This is a genomic window from Streptomyces polyasparticus (assembly GCF_014493765.1).
Taxonomy (GTDB): Bacteria; Actinomycetota; Actinomycetes; order Streptomycetales; family Streptomycetaceae; genus Streptomyces; species Streptomyces polyasparticus.
This window is the reverse complement of record NZ_JACTVJ010000005.1, coordinates 666,052-681,306: the sequence shown is the minus strand read 5'-3', so window position 1 is coordinate 681,306 and position 15,255 is coordinate 666,052. Positions and strand designations below refer to the sequence as shown.

Genomic DNA, 15,255 nt, shown 5'->3' with positions numbered 1-15,255 from the left:
CAGTGGCTAGATGTCGCGGAACGTCTCGATCTGCGCGCCCACCGAGTTCAGGCGCTCGGCCAGATCCTCGTAACCGCGGTTGATCACGTACACGTTGCGCAGTACCGACGTGCCGTCCGCCGCCATCATCGCGAGCAGTACGACGACCGCCGGACGCAGCGCGGGCGGGCACATCATCTCGGCCGCGCGCCAGCGCGTCGGGCCCTCGACCAGGACCCGGTGCGGGTCCAGGAGCTGGAGCCGGCCGCCGAGGCGGTTGAGGTCCGTGAGGTAGATCGCGCGGTTGTCGTAGACCCAGTCGTGGATCAGGGTCTTGCCCTGGGCCGCCGCGGCGATCGCCGCGAAGAACGGGACGTTGTCGATGTTCAGACCCGGGAACGGCATCGGGTGGATCTTGTCGATCGGCGCTTCCAGCTTGGAAGGCCGTACGGTCAGGTCCACCAGGCGCGTACGCCCGTTGTCCGCCGCGTACTCCGCCGAGCGGTCGTGGTCGAGGCCCATCTCCTCGAGGACCGCGAGCTCGATCTCCATGAACTCGATCGGCACCCGGCGGATGGTGAGCTCCGACTCGGTGACCACGGCCGCGGCCACCAGGCTCATCGCCTCGACCGGGTCCTCGGAGGGGGAGTAGTCGACATCGACGTCGATGTCGGGGACGCCGTGCACGGTCAGCGTGGTCGTGCCGATGCCGTCCACCCGTACGCCCAGGGCTTCCAGGAAGAAGCACAGGTCCTGGACCATGTAGTTGGACGAGGCGTTGCGGATGACCGTCTTGCCGTCGTTGCGGGCGGCCGCGAGCAGCGCGTTCTCCGTCACGGTGTCGCCGCGCTCGGTCAGCACGATCGGGCGGTCCGGCTTGATCGAGTGGTCCACCTCGGCGTGGTAGATGCCCTCGGTGGCCGCGATGTCCAGACCGAAGCGGCGCAGCGCGATCATGTGCGGCTCGATCGTGCGCGTACCGAGGTCGCAGCCGCCCGCGTACGGCAGCTTGAAGCGGTCCATACGGTGCAGCAGCGGGCCGAGGAACATGATGATCGAACGGGTGCGGATGGCCGCGGCCGAGTCGATCGCGTTCATGTCGAGCGTGGCCGGCGGGACGATCTCGAGGTCCTTGCCGTCGTTGATCCAACGGGCGCGGACTCCGATGGAGTTCAGGACCTCAAGGAGGCGGTAGACCTCCTCGATCCGTGCGACACGGCGCAGTACGGTGCGGCCCTTGTTGAGCAGCGAGGCGCACAGCAGCGCGACGCATGCGTTCTTGCTCGTCTTGACGTCGATCGAGCCGGACAGCCGGCGCCCGCCGACGACGCGGAGGTGCATCGGCCCGGAGTAGCCCAGAGAGACGATCTCACTGTCGAGGGCTTCACCGATTCGGGCGATCATCTCAAGGCTGATGTTCTGGTTGCCGCGTTCGATGCGGTTGACGGCGCTCTGGCTGGTACCGAGTGCCTCGGCAAGCTGCGATTGTGTCCAGCCCCGGTGTTGCCGGGCGTCACGGATGAGCTTGCCGATGCGTACGAGGTAGTCGTCTGCCATGGCGCGACCGTATACCGGATGTGAGATAGAGGAAAAACGGAGTGCATCCGTCCGGGTGGCGGATCCTCCGTCAGTGCCCCATCCAGCGGCTCCGGTTGCGACGGGTTCGTCCGGAATGAGCGGTTTTCCGCCAGCCGAAGGGACCCGGCAGATCCATCGAGGTGGTGCGCCGGCCGGTGCTGCTGTGAGTTCGGCGCGGTCCGTGCCGGCCGCCGGTCGTGATCGACCAGGAGCGGCGGTTGATGTTCAGAGTGACGCCCGGAAGGATCCGGAAACTCTTGCGGAACGTGAGAGGCATCTCTGTCTCCTGACGGTGCCGGTATCTGTCTCCTGATGGTGCGGGTGCCGGACTTCCGGGTACCCGCACCGAGGAACGTCAGACGCGCACACCGCGGACGGCCGTCCACGCGGCCCGGCCTTCGGGCTCTGGACCAGGCGCTGTTACGGTCGCCGCCGTGACCGATCACGCACTCCGGCTGCTGCACCGAGCCCCCCGCCTGGCCGCCCTCGCCGCCTTCCCGTTCGACTTCGACCTCGACCGCGCCGCGTACGGCCATGTCGAACCGGTGCGACTCGCCTCGGGCGGCGGCCTGGAGATCCTCGCCGGGGACGACACCGGCGGCACGTTCTTCCGCTGCGACGACGGCAGCGTCCTGTACGCCTCGTCCGAGGGCGGCGCCGGCCTGCTCGGGTCGAACGTGGACGAGGCGCTCGACATCCTGACCGGGCTGCCCGGCTGGCGGGACCACCTCGGCCTGAGCCCGCAGGACGGCGAGGAGGCGATACGCGCGGCTGTCGCGGAAACGGAGGACTCGCTGCGGGAGTCCTACGGAATCGACGCGGAACGCACCGAACTCCGCGCCGCCCTGGGCTTCCCCGACCGCTCCCCGGCCGAGCTCATCGGCATGCTGTACGCCGCGCTGCAGCGCACCGAGCCCGGCTTCGTCCTCCTGAACGCCGAGGAGGGCCGCGCCTACCGGCTCCTCGACGACCACCCGCGGCCACCCCTGTGGGAGCCGGTCCTCGCGGCCGGGCGCAGGGACTTCGCCGCGCTGCGTGCAGGGGACGAGGCGGCCTGGCAGGCGATGGCGGACGATCCCGTACGACGCCGACTGGCGCTGCGGGCGGCCCAGTTCGACCGTGCGGACGAGGACCTCCCCGTACTGCTGCGACTGCTTCCGTACGAGGCCGAGTCGTCGATGACGGACGAGCTGAGGCTCGCCTGCGTCCTCATCGGTCTGCACGGGCGGGCCGAGCATCTGCCGCTGCTCGACGAGGTGCGGCACACGGACTTCGACACCGCGTGCGGGCTGAGCGACATTCCGGACCCCGATGCCGACGGATCCGCGCTGCGGCAGTGGGCGCTCGGCCTGGACGACGCGATGGTCGGCGCCGATCCGGCCGACGAACCGCTCGAGATCTGGACCGATCTGGCGGCGGATCAGGGCCTGACGGAGTACGCACGGGTTCCGCTGATCCGCCGCCTCGACGAGATCGAGCTGGATCAGAGCCTGCTGCGGGACCCCCGTGATCCCGGGAAACTGAACTCCTGGCCGCTGTCCTCCCTCGCGAGCGACTTCGAGCGGCTCGGCGATCTGTTCCAGGCCCTGCGCGCCCGGCGTCTGTACACGGCGCTGCAGGAGACGGCCTGGGACCGGGTGTCCGCGCTCCGGGATCTGGCCGGACTCGAGCGCAGGGCCGGGGAGTTGGAGGCGGCGGTCCGGACTTTGTCCCGTCTTCGCACGGTCCTGGACGCGCCCGGGGACGACAGTCTGGAGTGGCTGTACCGGGTGAATCTCGGCCGCTTCGTCGTACGCGAGCACGATGAGCTTGCGCGGGCGTTGACGGAGGCGGGGGCGTCCGCCCTGGGCGCGGAGCTGCGCGAGGCGGCCGATGGGCTACGGGGGCAGCTGGCCTGAGGTGGCTGATCTCAGGCGGCGTCGGCTGCGCGTTGTCGTGGGGTGGCGGTCCGTGCTGGGCGGCGTTGCCGTGGGGTGCCGCTGTGCCCACCCGTGCCGCCCTGCGGCACGACTGCCCACAGCTGGGTGCGCACTGTTGACCTCGGACCGAGCGTCGGATCTCCTGGCCGGATGGCGATCAACGATGCGGAACAGGCCCCACGGACCGACCCCCTCGTCCAGCTCTCACTGGACCAGTTGCGCCACCGCACCAGCGTCAAGTGGCGAGCCCATCCCGAGGACGTACTCCCGCTCTGGGTGGCCGAGATGGACGTACCCCTGGCCCCGGCGATCGCGGACGCGCTGCGCGCCGCCATCGATCTCGGCGACACCGGGTACGCGCACGGCGACGGATACGCGCGGGCGCTGGCCGCCTTCGCCGCCGACCGGTGGCAGTGGGACGGCCTCGCCGTCGAGCGGACCGCGATCGTGCCCGATGTGATGCTGGGCACCGTCGAAGTGCTCCGTCTGATCACCTGTCCCGGCGACGCGGTCGTGCTGTGCCCGCCGGTGTATCCCCCCTTCTACGCCTTCGTGACCCATGACGCCCGCGAGATCGTCGAGGCACCGCTCGGCACGGACGGCCGGATCGACCCCGCCGCCCTGGAGGACGCGTTCAAGAGGGCGAGGCACGGAGGCCGGGACGCCGCGTTCCTCATGAGCAACCCCCACAACCCGACCGGCGCCGTGCACACCCGCGCCGAGCTGGAGACCGTGGCCGAGCTCGCCCGCCGGCACGGGATACGGGTGGTGTCGGACGAGATCCACGCACCGCTGGTGCTGCCGGGCGCCGTCTTCACTCCGTATCTGAGCGTCCCCGGCGCGGAGAACGCCTTCGCGCTCACCTCGGCCTCCAAGGCCTGGAACCTCTCCGGCCTCAAGGCGGCCCTCGCCGTCGCGGGCCCGGAGGCCGCCGGCGAACTGGCCCTGCTGCCCGAGGAAGTCAGCCATGGCCCCAGCCACCTCGGGGTCATCGCCCACACCGCCGCGTTCAAGGACGGCGGAGGCTGGCTGGACGAGGTGATCACCGGACTCGACGCCAACCGCGATCTCCTCGCGGACCTGATCGGGGAACATCTGCCGGGCGTACGCCACCTCCGGCCGGAAGGCACCTATCTCGCCTGGCTCGACTGCACCGCTCTCGGGCTGCACGACGAGCAGCCCCTCGACGGCCCCGGCATCGCCTCCGAACTGGCCGGTCCCGCAAGGATGTTCCTCGACCGGGCACGGGTCGCCCTCAGCTCGGGCCATGTCTTCGGGACCGGCGGCGCCGGCCGCGTACGCCTCAACTTCGCCACCTCGCCCGCCATCCTCCGTGAGGCCCTGACCAGGATGGGGAACGCGCTGCGAGACATCCGTACCTGACACAGGGCCTGCGGACGACGGAGTGGAGCCGGGATCACCCGGCTCCACTCCACAGCGTCTCGCAGGGGTCACGCGAACTGTGCGAAGAACCTCCAGATCTCGGCCTTGGTCCAGGTGGTGACGCCGCTCTCGTTCGGAGAACCGTCGACCGGACCGGGGATGTGGCCGCCGTCGAAGGCGGCCCACTGGACCGGATATCCGGCGCGGCAGCCGGAGTAGGCCGTGGTGATGTGGGTCCGGCTGCCCGGGGCCGGCTCGCGCGGGCTCTGGGCGGTGCAGCCGTTGTTGGCGACGAACTTGTCGCGCAGGGCCCGGCCCTGGGCGATGGTGAGGACGTTGTCGCCGATGCCGTGGATCCCGAAGTAGGCGATGGGCTGGGTGCCCCCGCTGCATCCGCTGATCTGGCCGCCCGAGATCACCGCGACGGCCCGGAAGGTGCCCGCCCGGGAGCACGCGAGGGAGTAGCTCATCCCGCCGCCCCAGCTGAAGCCGGTGGCGAAGCGCTGTGCCGGGTTGACGCAGAGGGCGCCTTCGATACGGCGGATCATGTCGTCGACGAAGGTGATGTCCTCACCGCCGGTGTTGGCCCAGCCGTTGCCGAGGCCCTGAGGGGCGACGAGGATCGCGCTCTCGTTCGCCTGTTCCTGCTGGCCGTAGTAGGACCAGGCGCTCCCGCTGGTGCCGCCCGAGGCGATCTCGCCGGCGGTGCCGCCCCGCCAGTGGAACGCGAAGATCAGCCGGTACGGACGGCTGCTGTCGTAGTTCGCGGGGACCCTGAGGATGAAGCTGCGGCTCTTGCCGCCGCTCTGGATCGTATGCGTACCGCTGGCGAGGCCCGGCGCGTTGCCGCAGCCGCCGACGCCGCCGGATGCCAGCTTGACCAGCTGCCATTGCTGGTTGGCGCCGCCCCAGTCGCCGTACTGGACCACACTCGCGCCGTCGGCGGTGGAGGCGCCCTGTACTTCGACTGCCTTGCCGCTGCTGCGGTTGAGCAGCCGGACGTGGCCCGCGTCGGAGTCGGCCAGACGGAACTGCTGGTTCGTTCCGTTGTGGTCGGTCCACTGCTGGAGCGCGGCACCGTCGGCGGCGGAGGAGCCCGGAACGTCGAGCACCTTGCCCGAATGCCGTGCCTTGAGCCGGTAGTAGCCGCCGCCGGAGTCCACGAACTGCCACTGCTGGTTGGTGCCGTCGTGGCGGGTCCACTGGTGGATCCGTGCGCCGTCGGCGGTGGACGGGCCCGAGACGTCGAGTGCCTTGCCGCTGTTGCGGTTGACCAGGACGTACCAGGCGTTGGTGTCCACCGTCGCCGCCTCGGCGCGTGGCGGATTCACCGTGCTGAGCAGGCCGATCGCGAGGGTCGCCGCCACCATGGCCGCGATCCGGGACCACCAGCGGGGTCGTAAGCCAGGGGCGGGAGAACCCGCACCGTGGTTCTTCATCGGTTCACCCTTTCGCCGTGCGGGTCGGGAACGGGTCAGGTGCGGGTCCACTTCTGGTTGCTGCCGCCCGAGCAGGTGTAGAGCTGGATGCCGGTGCCGTTCGCGGTCCCGGCGCCGACGGCGTCGAGGCAGCGGCCCGACTGGACGCCGACAATGGAACCGTCGGAGTTCAGCCGCCACTTCTGGTTGTCGCCGCCCCAGCAGCTGTAGATCTGGACCCTGGATCCGTTGGCGGTACCCGCGGCGTCCAGGCACTTGTTGCCGTAGACCCGGAGCTCACCCGAGGCCGTGGTGGTCCACTGCTGATTGGTCTGGCCGTTGCAGTCCCACAGCTGCACCTGGGTGCCGTCGGTGGTGCTGGAGTTCGGTACGTCCACACAGCGGCCCGAACCGACGCCCTTGAGCTGTGTGCCGTCGCCCGGGGGAGTGGTGGTGCCGCCGTTGAGCGCGTTGAGCACGGAGGTGTACGCGGGCTTCTTGCTGCCGTCGCCGTTGAAGAGCAGCGGTGTCTGGTTCGCGCGCCAGGAGTCGGTGTCGCGAACGCCCCAGACGGTGATGCCGAGGCAGCGGGGCACGGCCAGACAGTCGTTGGTCACGTTGGCGTAGGTCGTGGGCGAGGCGCCCTGGATGTCGAGCTCGGTGACGGCCACGTCGACGCCGAGGGCGGCGAAACTCTGCAGCGTGGTGCGGTAGTTGCTGTTGTACGGGCTGTCGTTGTTGAAGTGCGACTGGAAGCCGACGCAGTCGATCGGTACGCCGCGCTGCTTGAAGTCCTTGACCATGTTGTACACGGCCTGCGTCTTCGCCCAGGTCCAGTTGTCGGTGTTGTAGTCGTTGTAGCAGAGCTTGGCGGCCGGGTCGGCGGCGCGCGCGGTGCGGAAGGCGACCTCGATCCAGTCGTTTCCGGTGCGCTGCAGGTTGGAGTTGCGCCGGGCGCCCGAACTGCCGTCCTCGAAGGCCTCGTTCACGACGTCCCACTGGGCGATCTTGCCCTTGTAGTGGCCCATCACGCCGTTGATGTGGTTGATCATCGCCTGGCGCAGCTGGCTGCCCTCGAGGCTCTGCATCCAGCCCGGCTGCTGGGAGTGCCAGGCCAGGGTGTGGCCGCGCACCTGCTTGCCGTTCTGCACGGCCCAGTTGTAGACGCGGTCACCGGCGGTGAAGTTGAACTGGCCACGCTGGGGTTCGGTGGCATCGATCTTCATCTCGTTCTCGGCGGTCACCGAGTTGAACTCGCGGTTCGCGATCGTCGTGTACGTCGAGTCGCCGAGCCGGCCCGAGGCGATGGCGGTGCCGAAGTAACGGTCGCTCTGGGCGGCCGCCTTGCCGAGCGTGGTTTCGGCGGCCTGCGAGGTCTGGGGTGGTGCCAGCACGGTGACGGCGCCGATGACGCCCACGATCAGGGCCGTGCGTAACGCGCCGGCCCTGCGGCGGAACGGTGCGGAAATGGCATGCGAGCGCACAGTTGAACCTCCGGAAGAGAGATCACTGAAGGGGAAAGTGCGGCGGAAGGAACCCACAGCGGCGCCTGGGGAAGGATGGCGCCGCCACTTGGGGACTGAGTGTGGAAACGTGACTGAAACATGTCAACAGTTTCGAAAAAGTTTCGGCAAAACACCCCTGGCAATGGCATGGGTGTAGCGCGAAGACGGCCTGGTGGGCGGCTCTATTGGCGTGAATGCCGTCGAAAAACTTTCGAAGCAGTCCCTGCTCCGCGGGCTTCAGGAACGGGGCGGCGCGGTGGAGTACCGGACCTTGAGTTCGGTCGCGAGTTCCATCCGAGGGCTGACCGGGGGCTGGCCCTCCAGGAGCTGGAACAGCGTGCGGGCGGCGATCCTGCCCATCTCCTCCAGCGGCTGGCGCACCGTCGTCAGCGGCGGTGAGAGCCAGTCGCACATCGGCAGGTCGTCGAAACCGACCACGCTGAGATCCTGCGGAATGCTCAGCCCGCGCCGCCGGGCCGCCTCGTATACGCCCATCGCCTGCTGGTCGCTGCCGGCGAACACGGCCGTCGGCGGCTCGGGCAGGGCGAGCAGCTCCTGGGCGTGCTGGAACCCGCCCTCGTGCTGGAAGTCCCCGAACCGGATGAGATCGCGGTCGATCTCGATACCGGCCCGCTCGAGCGCGGCCCGGTACCCGTCGATCCGGGCCTGACTGCAGAGCATCTCCCTGCGCCCGCCGATCATGGCGATCCTGCGGTGCCCGAGCTCCAACAGGTGCTCCGTGGCGGCGAGTCCGCCGGCCCAGTTGGTCGCGCCGATGCTCGGCACGCTGTTGCCGGGCAGGTCGATGGGGTCGATCACGACCAGGGCCACCCCGGCCTGTTCGACCTGGGCGCGCTGGGCGGCGGTGACCGATTCGGTGACGAGGATGACGCCGTCGCTGTGGTGAAGCACCGGCAGCGCGGCCCAGCTGGACGGCGTGGCCTCGCCCGGCGGGACCAGCGACACGACGGTGCCGACGCTCCGCTGGGCGCACTCGGCCTCGACACCGCGCAGGATCTCCACCGCCCAGGCGCTGTCCAGACCGCCGATGATCAGGTCGACGAGGCCCGACCTGCGGGCCCTGCCCTGGCGGCCGGGCCGCAGGTAGTTGTGGGAGCGCAGCAGGCTCTCGATCCGCTCGCGCGTCGAGGGCGCCACGTCGGAGCGGCCGTTGATCACCTTGGACACGGTGGCCTGGGAGACCCCGGCCTCCGCGGCGATGACGGCCAGGGTCGGGCGCTGCTCGCTCAACGGTCTCTCCTCGGTGCATCGAAAATTTTCGACGAGTTTCTGGCCGGTAACACCCCATGTCAAGGCAAGGGGAAGATTGCTGCTTCAAGTAACTCCGTTGTCCCTATTGACCGTTGGGGCTCATGTTCCTAGTTTGTGGCAGCACTGTTTCCGAGAGAGTTTCGAAAAACTTTCGATGTTACGTGTCCTCCGCCCCCAAGGAGCTGTCCTGATGCGCTTCAGTCACCCGCCCCGATTTCTGAGACTCGTTCTCGGGGTCCTCACGTCCTTATTGCTCGGCGCGTCCCTGCTCAGCGCCCAGCCCGCCGCCGCGGCGGTGACGATCGACCCCAACGCCTCGTATGCGCTGGTCAACCGGAACAGCGGCAAGGCGCTCGACGTGTACAACCTGGCGACCGGCGACGGTGCCCGCATCACCCAGTGGACCAGGAACGACCAGAACCAGCAGCTGTGGCAGTTCGTCGACTCGGGCGGCGGCTACTACCGCATCAAGTCCCGCCACTCCGGCAAGGTGCTCGACGTCCAGGGCCGCTCCACCGTCAACGGCGCCGCGATCGTCCAGTGGACCGACGTGAACGGCACCAACCAGCAGTGGCGCCTCGCCGAAAGCGCCGACGGCCATGTGCGGCTGATCGCCCGCCACAGCGACAAGGCCCTCGAGGTGCAGGGCGGTTCCACCGCGGACGGCGCGAACATCGTCCAGTACGACGACTGGGGCGGCGCCAACCAGCAGTGGCAGCTCGTCAAGGTCGGCGGCGGCACCAACCCCGGCCCCTGCGCCCTTCCGTCGACCTACCGCTGGTCGTCCACGGGCGCGCTCGCCCAGCCCAAGGCGGGATGGGCCTCGCTCAAGGACTTCACCGTCGCCCCGTACAACGGCAAGCAGCTCGTCTACGCCACGACCCACGGTGCCGCCGGGACGGGCCAGGCCTGGGGTTCGATGAACTTCGGCCTGTTCTCCAACTGGTCCGAGATGGGCTCGGCGAGCCAGAACACGATGTCGTCCGGCACGGTCGCCCCGAGCCTGTTCTACTTCGCGCCGAAGAACATCTGGGTGCTCACCTACCAGTGGGGCGCGAGCCCCTTCTCCTACCGCACGTCGAACGACCCCACCAACCCCAACGGCTGGTCCGCGCCGCAGCCGCTGTTCACCGGCAGCATCAGCGGCTCGGGGACCGGTCCCATCGACCAGACGATCATCGGTGACGGCACGAACATGTACCTGTTCTTCGCCGGTGACAACGGAAAGATCTACCGGGCGAGCATGCCGATCGGGAACTTCCCGGGCAACTTCGGCTCCTCGTACACGACGATCATGAGCGACACGACGAACAACCTGTTCGAGGCCCCTCAGGTCTACAAACTCCAGGGCCAGGAGCGCTACTTGATGATCGTCGAGGCGATCGGCGCGCAGGGCCGCTACTTCCGCTCCTTCACGGCCACCAGCCTGAACGGCTCGTGGACCCCGCAGGCCGCGACCGAGTCCAACCCCTTCGCGGGCAAGGCGAACAGCGGCGCCACGTGGACGAACGACATCAGCCACGGTGAACTCCTGCGCACCAGCGCCGATCAGACGATGACAGTCGACCCCTGCAATCTGCAGCTGCTCTACCAGGGCCGCAGCCCCAGTTCCGACGGCATGGACTACGGCCTCCTGCCCTACCGTCCGGGCCTGCTGACGCTGCAGCGCTAGCGATCGGACACCGAGGATCCGGCTCCCGTACGGAGCCGGCGCGGCGGGCCCGGCCGACGGCCGGGCCCGCGGTGCGAAGCCGACCCTGAGGAGCCCTTTCCATGAGCAGGAAACGCAACCGCGCGCTGCTGGCCATGAGCGCCCTGGCCCTGGCGGCCACGGCCGTCATCCCCACCCCGCACGCCGAAGCGCTGGAGAACGGCGTGGGCCGCACCCCGCCGATGGGGTGGAACACCTGGAACACCTTCGGCTGCAACATCAACGAGACGCTGATCCGCCAGACCGCCGACGCGATCGTCAGCTCCGGCATGCGCGACCTCGGATACGAGTACGTGGTCGTCGACGACTGCTGGTTCGACCCGAACCGCGACTCCGCCGGCAACCTGCGGGCCAATCCGACGAGATTCCCCAGCGGCATGAAGGCGCTCGGCGACTACCTGCACGCCCGCGGCCTGAAGTTCGGCCTCTACCAGGCGCCTTTGGACCGTACGTGCGCCCAGTACTTCGGCTCGTATCCGGGCGCGACCGGCAGCCTGGGCCACGAGGAGCAGGACGCCCGGCAGTTCGCCGCCTGGGGTGTCGACTACCTCAAGTACGACTGGTGCTCGCCCACCGGCACCATCGACGACCAGGTCCGCACCTTCGCGAAGATGCGCGACGCCCTCAAGGCCACCGGCCGGCCGATTCTCTACAGCATCAACCCCAACAGCATCCACGAGAAGACCGGACCGCAGCGAAACTGGGGCGACGTCGCCAATATCTGGCGCACGACCGAGGACATCACCAACGTCTGGAACTCCGGTCAGACCAACGGCTATCCCATGGGGATCCAGAACATCGTCAATGTGAACGCGCCCCTGTCGGGCTATGCCACACCAGGGCAGTTCAACGACCCCGACATGATGGTCGTCGGCCGCGGCGGCATGACCGACACCGAGATGCGCAGCCACTTCGCCCTCTGGGCGATGATGGCCGCACCGCTGATCGCGGGCAACGACATGCGGAACATGGACGCCGCGACCGCCACGATCATGAAGAACGCGAACCTGATCGCCATCAACCAGGACACGCTCGGCCGCCAGGCGACCCAGATCAGCAATGACGGCACCCGCCGCATCCTGGCCAAACGTCTGAGCAACGGCGATGTGGCGGTCGCACTGTTCAACCAGGGCAGCAGTACGACGACGATCAGCACCACGGCCTCGGCGATCGGCCTGTCCGGCAGCTCCTTCAGCCTGCGCGACGCCTGGACGAACGCGGTCACCTCGACCGGCGGCACCATCTCGGCGAGCGTGCCCTCGCACGGCACCGTCGTGTACCGGGTCAGCGGCGGGACGCCCACCCCGGCGTCCACGATCCAGGGCGTGGGATCGGGGCGCTGCCTCGACGTCCCCGGATCCTCCCAGGTGAACAACACCCAGACGCAGATCTGGGACTGCCACGGCCAGACCAACCAGCAGTGGACCCCCACGGCGGCCGGTGAACTGAGGGTCTACGGCAACAAGTGCCTGGACGCGGAGGGCAACAACCCCACGAACGGCACCAGGGCCGTCATCTGGGACTGCACCGGCGCCACCAAGCAGAAGTGGACCCTGAACTCCAACGGCAGTATCACCAACAGGGGTTCGGGCCTGTGCCTGGACGCCGAGCTTGGTGCGACCGCCAACGGCACCAAGGTGATCCTGTGGAGCTGCAACGGCCAGAACAACCAGAAATGGACGCTCAAGTAGCGTGCCAGGAGTGACCGGTGGGGGCGAACGGCAGCCGTTCGCCCCCACGGGCATCAGCGATTCAGGCCTCGGCTCAGGAGCAGGACGCACCGTTCAGCGTGTACCGCGCGGGTGCCGAGTTGGCCCCCGAGTACGTCGCCTGGAACCCGAAACTGACGCTGCCACCGGGCGCCAGCGTGCCGTTCCAGCCCAGGTCCTTGGCCGTCACCCCCGTGCCCGACTGGCTTACCGCGGCATTCCAGGCGTTGCCGATCTGCTGGTCCCCGGCGAAGTTCCACGCCAGCGTCCAGCCCGAGACCGCCGACGTCCCGGTGTTCTTGACGGTCACGGTCGCGGTGAAGCCGTTGCCCCAGGAGTTCTCGACCCGGTAGTCCACGGCGCAGGACGCCGTCGGTGGCGCCGTGTCGTCGTCCGACTCCGTCGCGGTGAACACGGCCTCCCGCACGCCCGTCCCGCCGACCGTGAACGTCGCGCTGCCCGCCGCGGCGTCGGAGTCCTGGGCGGCGGACACCGAAACCTGTTGCGCGGAGGCCCAGTTGGCGGGCGTGAACACCAGCGTCGCCCCTGCCGTCACCGTCAGGTCCTGGTCGCCGGAGCTCCGGGCCACGGTCACGGTGACGTTCTGTGCGGGAGCGTCGGAGAGCCGCACCCCGACCTGCGCCGTACCGCCCTCCGGGACCGTCACCGCCGGTGCCACCTGGACAGCGGGCGTCGCCGGATCGGAGCGCCGTTCCGCGGCGAAGGCGGTCAGCCACGCCAGCGAGGCGTTCCAGTTGATCGCCACCTCGTTGGTGGAGTACGAGCCGATGTCGTCCACATAGCAGGCCGCCGGGGCGCAGCCGGAGAGCTTCTCCTTGGCCACGGGGTCCTCGAGCCCCGCATTCGGCCCGCCCGCGAAGGAACCGGCCGGCGGGTGCGGCAGGGAGGCGTCGTTCTGGTGCGCCCAGAAGCGGTGGTGCTGGTTCTGCGCGTGGCGCTCGCCGTAGCCGGTGACGTACGACAGATCGAGCGCATTGCGGCCGAGCAGATAGTCGAGCGATTCCAACGCGCCCGCGCGGTAGCGCTGTTGACCGGTCAGCTCGTACGCGACGGCGAGCACCATCGCGTTGTTGGCGACCGCGCTGTTGGAGCCCCAGCCGTATCCGGTGGCGGGCAGCGGCACCGCGTAACCCTGGCCGGCCATGGTGGACAGATGGCCGTCGGCGGCGGTGGTCAGCGCGGAGCGCAGCCGGGCCAGATCGTCCGCGGGCAGGGCCACGCCGGGCACGGTGGCGAGTGTGATCCGCCCGAGCGTCGCGGTGCCGCCCCACCAGAACCCGTCGGCCGGACCGGAGTGCTGAGGCGAGGAGGTGACGGCCTCGCGGTACTGCGCCTCACCGGTGGTGGCGAAGAGTTCGGCCGCGGCCCAGTAGAACTCGTCGGACACGCCGCCGGCGTCGTCGTAGGCGCCGCCACCGACGTTGTCGCTCGCGGGGGCGAGCAGGTTCGGATTGGCCTTGGCCGCGGCGAAGGCGCGGCGGGACGCGTCCAGGCAGCGGGCGGCGAACGCGGCGTCGTGCGGCGCGTACACCCGGGCGCACTGTGCCGCGGCGGCCGCCAGATTCAGCGTGGCGGCGGTCGACGGGCGGTGCAATTCCCGCTGTGCGTCGTCGAGTTCGGGGCGCGTCGGTACGGCGGTCCATTTGTCGTCGTGCATCTTGTGGAAGGCCATCCCGGCCAGCGGTCTGCCCTCCGGCACCTGCATCCGCAGCAGAAACTCCAGCTCCCAGCGGGCCTCGTCGAGTACGTCCGGCACCCCGTTGCCACGCTCCGGCAGCCGCAGCGTCGAGTCGCCCAGCGCCGCCTCGCCGCCCGAACGCCGGGCGCGCTCATAGGAGTTGACGACCTCCCAGACGGAGATGCCGCCGTTGACCACGTACTTGCCGTGATCGCCCGCGTCGTACCAGCCGCCGCGCACGTCGAGCCGGTAGTCGCACACACCCGCCTGGCAGGGAACGCTGGTGTCCCCCTTGTTCGGGGCGACGCCCAGGTGCCCGGCGGGCCGGGTGTAGGCGCTGCCGGCCAGGGCCGCGTCGATCGGGATGCCGCTGCGCTGCTGGTAGAAGAACGACATGCTGTCCGCGCGCAGTCCGTCGTACAGCGCGGCGGAGATGCCGAACGGATGGCTGGTCCGGTCCCCGGCGGTCAGCGTGAACCCGCTGCCGGTGCCGGTGTACGTGCTGAAGTCGGCCAGGTGGACGGACTGGCCGGACGCCCGGTCCGCGCCGCGCACCGCCGTGGAGCCCGAGGCGACCACGGCGCCGGAGGCGTTGCGCAACTGCCAGGGGAGGGGGCCGGCCGCGGAGCTGACGACGGTGGCGCGCTTGGGGCCGTCGGGCAGGTAGCCGAGCTGGTTGACCCGGACGGTGCTCTCGGCGGGCAGGGCCAGGGCGGCGGCATCGGCCGCGTCGGCGGCATGGGCCGGAAGGGTCGCGGCGGTCAGACCGCCGGTGGCGAGGGCCAGGGCGGCGAGAACGGCGGCCGCGCGGCGTAAGACGCCGGGTATGGAGGTCACAGGAGGCACGAGCGGGTGGCCTTCCTCGAGCGGGAGTGGGGGCAATCGAGCGTTGGGAGCGCTCCCACTCATCAAGCCAACCTTGTTAGGGACACGTCAAGATGCGCGCACGTAAAGACCGTCCGAGGGGGAAACCGGCACGGAACGGGGCGCGGCGGCGCCCGCACTGTGAGGGATCGAACAGGCCAGGGCATGACCTATCCCCGGCGATGTACTAGAGTTATCTCGACATCGAGATATCTGCC

10 protein-coding genes are annotated in these 15,255 nt (G+C 69.4%); 4 read left to right on the top strand and 6 right to left on the bottom strand.

Annotated elements, in window-relative coordinates; translation table 11 throughout:
• Window positions 1-6: 6 nt before the first annotated feature.
• Both H9Y04_RS11355 and H9Y04_RS11350 read right to left on the bottom strand, forming a co-directional pair.
• A complete protein-coding gene (locus tag H9Y04_RS11355; RefSeq protein ID WP_187813608.1) occupies window positions 7-1,536 on the bottom strand; it encodes a helix-turn-helix domain-containing protein in 1,530 nt (509 codons plus the stop codon).
• A 70-nt stretch (window positions 1,537-1,606) separates the two neighbouring features.
• Window positions 1,607-1,834, bottom strand: coding sequence for a DUF4236 domain-containing protein (locus H9Y04_RS11350; protein WP_187813607.1), 228 nt, complete (start codon window positions 1,832-1,834; stop codon window positions 1,607-1,609).
• Window positions 1,835-1,991: 157 nt separating this feature from the next.
• On the opposite strand from H9Y04_RS11350, the gene H9Y04_RS11345 reads away from it, so the two are divergent.
• Together H9Y04_RS11345 and H9Y04_RS11340 are read left to right on the top strand one after the other, a co-directional pair.
• Window positions 1,992-3,455, top strand: a complete 1,464-nt coding sequence (locus H9Y04_RS11345; RefSeq protein ID WP_187813606.1) for a hypothetical protein — start codon at window positions 1,992-1,994, stop codon at window positions 3,453-3,455.
• 171 nt (window positions 3,456-3,626) lie between these two features.
• Complete coding sequence (locus tag H9Y04_RS11340) at window positions 3,627-4,859, top strand: MalY/PatB family protein (protein ID WP_187813605.1); 1,233 nt, start codon at window positions 3,627-3,629, stop codon at window positions 4,857-4,859.
• 68 nt (window positions 4,860-4,927) lie between these two features.
• Here the strand turns inward: H9Y04_RS11340 and H9Y04_RS11335 are convergent, their stop codons facing one another.
• From H9Y04_RS11335 to H9Y04_RS11325, 3 genes are all read right to left on the bottom strand, one after another.
• Window positions 4,928-6,229: an RICIN domain-containing protein gene (locus tag H9Y04_RS11335; RefSeq protein ID WP_214661082.1), complete on the bottom strand. Its 1,302-nt coding sequence runs from the start codon at window positions 6,227-6,229 to the stop codon at window positions 4,928-4,930.
• Window positions 6,230-6,333: 104 nt separating this feature from the next.
• Entirely contained in the window at window positions 6,334-7,761 is a 1,428-nt protein-coding gene (locus tag H9Y04_RS11330) for an endo-1,4-beta-xylanase (RefSeq protein ID WP_187813603.1), read from the bottom strand.
• Between the two features lie 258 nt (window positions 7,762-8,019).
• Window positions 8,020-9,033, bottom strand: coding sequence for a LacI family DNA-binding transcriptional regulator (locus H9Y04_RS11325; protein ID WP_187813602.1), 1,014 nt, complete (start codon window positions 9,031-9,033; stop codon window positions 8,020-8,022).
• A 211-nt stretch (window positions 9,034-9,244) separates the two neighbouring features.
• Here H9Y04_RS11325 and H9Y04_RS11320 point away from each other — a divergent pair, with 211 nt between their 5' ends.
• Window positions 9,245-10,726, top strand: a complete 1,482-nt coding sequence (locus tag H9Y04_RS11320) for a non-reducing end alpha-L-arabinofuranosidase family hydrolase (protein ID WP_187813601.1) — start codon at window positions 9,245-9,247, stop codon at window positions 10,724-10,726.
• Between the two features lie 101 nt (window positions 10,727-10,827).
• A complete protein-coding gene (locus tag H9Y04_RS11315; protein WP_187813600.1) occupies window positions 10,828-12,456 on the top strand; it encodes a glycoside hydrolase family 27 protein in 1,629 nt (542 codons plus the stop codon).
• A 73-nt stretch (window positions 12,457-12,529) separates the two neighbouring features.
• Here the strand turns inward: H9Y04_RS11315 and H9Y04_RS11310 are convergent, their stop codons facing one another.
• Window positions 12,530-15,019, bottom strand: a complete 2,490-nt coding sequence (locus H9Y04_RS11310) for a glycoside hydrolase family 9 protein (RefSeq protein ID WP_187813599.1) — start codon at window positions 15,017-15,019, stop codon at window positions 12,530-12,532.
• Between the last annotated feature and the right edge of the window lie 236 nt (window positions 15,020-15,255).